The sequence below is a fragment of the Actinotalea sp. C106 genome (assembly GCF_023630195.1).
Classification (GTDB): Bacteria; Actinomycetota; Actinomycetes; order Actinomycetales; family Cellulomonadaceae; genus Actinotalea.
On the sequence record NZ_JALPKN010000341.1, the window covers coordinates 1 to 2,949 of the forward strand.

At 74.2% G+C, this 2,949-nt stretch carries 5 protein-coding genes; 2 read left to right on the plus strand and 3 right to left on the minus strand.

The window, feature by feature from the left end:
• Positions 1 to 439 (plus strand): zinc-binding dehydrogenase (locus L0B03_RS15970; protein WP_250447690.1); only part of this gene is annotated, 439 nt, incomplete at its 5' end.
• Between the two features lie 7 nt (positions 440 to 446).
• On the opposite strand, the gene L0B03_RS15975 is transcribed toward L0B03_RS15970, so the two are convergent.
• Together L0B03_RS15975 and L0B03_RS15980 are read right to left on the minus strand one after the other, a co-directional pair.
• The gene (locus L0B03_RS15975) at positions 447 to 881 is read right to left on the minus strand and encodes a DUF4395 domain-containing protein (RefSeq protein ID WP_284501918.1); all 435 of its coding nucleotides are present in this window, start codon (positions 879 to 881) and stop codon (positions 447 to 449) included.
• Entirely contained in the window at positions 874 to 1,347 is a 474-nt protein-coding gene (locus L0B03_RS15980; RefSeq protein ID WP_250447693.1) for a thioredoxin family protein, read from the minus strand. Before L0B03_RS15980 ends, L0B03_RS15975 begins: the two co-directional genes overlap by 8 nt.
• A gap of 122 nt (positions 1,348 to 1,469) precedes the next feature.
• Between L0B03_RS15980 and L0B03_RS15985 the strand changes: the two genes are divergently transcribed.
• Positions 1,470 to 2,162: a LiaI-LiaF-like domain-containing protein gene (locus L0B03_RS15985; protein ID WP_250447697.1), complete on the plus strand. Its 693-nt coding sequence runs from the start codon at positions 1,470 to 1,472 to the stop codon at positions 2,160 to 2,162.
• Between the two features lie 23 nt (positions 2,163 to 2,185).
• Here L0B03_RS15985 and L0B03_RS15990 read toward each other — a convergent pair.
• Positions 2,186 to 2,949: M15 family metallopeptidase (locus tag L0B03_RS15990; protein ID WP_250447699.1), on the minus strand; the 764-nt coding region annotated here is incomplete at its 5' end.

A 2,949-nucleotide genomic window follows, 5' to 3' on the forward strand; every position in this document is an offset into this window, starting at 1 on the left:
GGTTCACCGACGTGAGGCTGCGGAGCGGTTCGGCGCCCACGCCGCCCTCGACCCCGAGGTGCCGGGCATGCGCGAGCGGCTCGACCACGCGACGGCCGGTCGCGGTGCGGACCTCGTCGTCGAGGTCGCAGGGAACGACGCCGCCGTGGCTGCGGCGGTCGAGGTCGCGCGCCCGGGGGCGACCGTCGTCCTGGCAGGCATCCCCGACCAGGACACGACGACGTTCCCGGCCTCGGTGGCGCGACGCAAGGGTTTGACGCTCCGGCTCTCCCGCCGGATGAAGGAGATGTATCCCCGCAGCATCGCCCTCGTGGAGACCGGCGCGGTGGACGTCCGGAGCATCGTGACCACGGTGGCCGGGCTCGACGAGGTGTCCGCAGCCTTCCAGACGGCGCGGCTGCGTTCCGGGCTCAAGGTCGTCGTGGACCCAGGTCGGTAGCCGTCCCTCAGGCCCGGTGCAGCACCCGCCGACCCAGGACGTACATCTCGCAGCCCAGGCAGAAGCCGAAGGCTGCGTTGAGGAACGCGGCGACCAGGGCGACGCCTGCCGCGACCGGGACGGCCGCGTCGAGCCCGAGGACCCCCAGCACCACGCCGGTCCCCGTGATGACGAGCCCGACCACCTGGGCGAAGCGCGGTGGTCGCGGGTCCTCGCGCTCGGAGGTCGGACGGAGTCGGGGGCGGACCCAGCGGGCGAAGACCATGCCCTGCAGGCTGCCCTGGGCGCCGCGGGCGGCCCCGAGGGCGAACAGCAGCGCGGCGACAGCGAGGGCTGCGGTCGCGGCAGGCCCTGCGCCGAGCAGCAGGGTGACCACCAGCAGGCCCGCCATGACGGCCGCGCCGAAGCGTGGTCCGCGAGGGTCGATCCCGGTCTCAGTCAAGGCTCTCTCCTGCCGTGGGGGCGGTCCTCCGCGGTGCGGCCGTACGCGTGACGGCGTCGATCGCGGTGCGGGCGGTGTCACTGTCGAGCGGGCCTGACATCCGCGAGGCCAGGCCACCGTCGGCGTCGAGCAGCAGGACGGTGGGGGTGCGCAGCACGCCGTACCGCTCGACCAGGTCCATGCGCTCCTCGACCCGTAGCTCGACGTGCTGGACCCCCGGCAGGCTCGCTGCGGTCGAGCTCAGCACGGCGGCCACCCGCGGGCAGGTGCTGCAGGTGGCGGCCGAGAGCTGGACGAGGGTCGCCCGCGTGCCGAGGGGACTGCCGAGCTGTTGCGCCGTGAGGAGCGCTCGCCCGTCGTGCCGGGCGGGGCGGAAGCGGGAGGCGCGCCTCGTGAGCGCCCACCAGGTCAGGGCACTGACCAGGAGGAGGGCAGCGACGAGGGCTGCGCGGGTGACGAGGTCCACGGTGGGCGGCAACGGCGTGGGCCGCCGCGCCATTCCCGTCCGCCGGTCGGAGCCGCTGCGCCGTGCTCGAGGAGCCGAGCCGACCACCCCCGGCCGGGACCCGGCGGGACTAGCGTGGGTCCATGGCCCAACCCCCACCTCAGTCCGTCCAGGCCCGGCGTCCGTTGCCGCAGATCTTCCTCGGCGTGCTCCTGGTCACGGCGGGCGTCCTGGCGCTGCTGGGGCAGGCCGGGGTCGTCGACGTGAGCCTCGGCCAGCTCCTCGGCACGTGGTGGCCCCTGGTCGTGATCGCCGTCGGGCTCGCGGCCCTGCTGACCGTGCCGCGGGCCTGGGCCGGTCCGAGCGCCGTCGTGGGTCTCGGCGTGCTGCTCCAGCTCATCACCCTCGACCTGATCGAGCTCGACTTCTGGGAGGTGCTGTGGCCGGTGGTGATCATCCTCGTCGGCCTGTCGCTCCTGACCCGGGTCGGCTCACGCGGGACGGATGACCAGACGGTCAACGCCGCGGTCATGTGGTGGGGAACCCAGCGACGGAGCGCCTCGCAGGACTTCCAGGGCGGCAGCCTCAGTGCCGTGATGGGAGGCATCGACCTCGACCTGCGGCACGCGGGGATCGGGAGCAGGGCCGAGCTGTCGATCTTCACGCTCTGGGGCGGTGTCGAGGTCAAGGTCCCCCCGACCTGGCGCGTCGTCATCGGCGGGCTGCCTGTGCTGGCCGGGTGGGAGGACAAGACCGCCCCGCCGGACGACCCCGACGCCCCGGTCCTGACGATCCACGTCACGGCGATCATGGGCGGGCTCGAGGTCAGGAACTGAGCTCCTGGCCGGCGTGAGCGCGGTCAGTCGCCGTCGGTGCCGTACTCCCAGTGCCACGGCTCGAGGGGGCCGCTCCCACCGGGCTGCATGACCCGCGGGTGGTACCAGCCGTAGTCGGCACCGTGCTCGACCATCCAGCGGTAGTTCGGCGAGCTGAAGTCCCCGAGCCCCCCGAAGCCGCTGAAGTCGACAGCGATGCCCGCGCCGTGGTTGGAGCTGCCCGCGGGTGCCGCCAACGAGGGACGTGACTCGCGCAGCGCAGCCTGCTCGGCGAACGTGCGGTACGTGCTGACGACGTCGAGGTCGCGTCCGACGTCGACGCGGTACGCCTCGGCGAGCCGGTCGAGGGCCTCGGCTGCGTCGCACCGCAGGAGCTCTCCGGGTGCGGACTCAGGCTCGCAGAGGAGGGAGGTCGGGATCGCGCCGTTGGGTGCGGCCTCGACCGCGGCGACCTTCTGGGCCAGCTCGGCCGCGGCGGCGGCCTCGGCGGCCTCACGGGCCTGCGCCTCGGTGATCGCTGCGTCGGCGCTGGCCCGGACCTCGGCCGACAAGGACGAGACGAGCTCGGCCGCGGCCTCCATCCGATCGCTCACCTCGAGGTCCAGGAGCTCGACCGCGGTCTCCGGGTCGACGGGTGGCCCGACCACGGTCTGGTCCTCGTCAGCCTGCCCGGTGGAGTCCTGCACCGCGGCCGCCTCGGAGGCCCCTGACGCCGAGCGCTGCGGGCTGGGCGTCCGGGTGGCCGTGGACCGGGAGGTCGCCGGGGCCCGGCGTGCGGCGGCGAGGG

Bases quoted from the DNA above. Each gene is read 5' to 3' on its own strand.
- L0B03_RS15985 (WP_250447697.1), top strand. From the start codon at position 1,470: ATGGCCCAACCCCCACCTCAGTCCGTCCAGGCCCGGCGTCCGTTGCCG.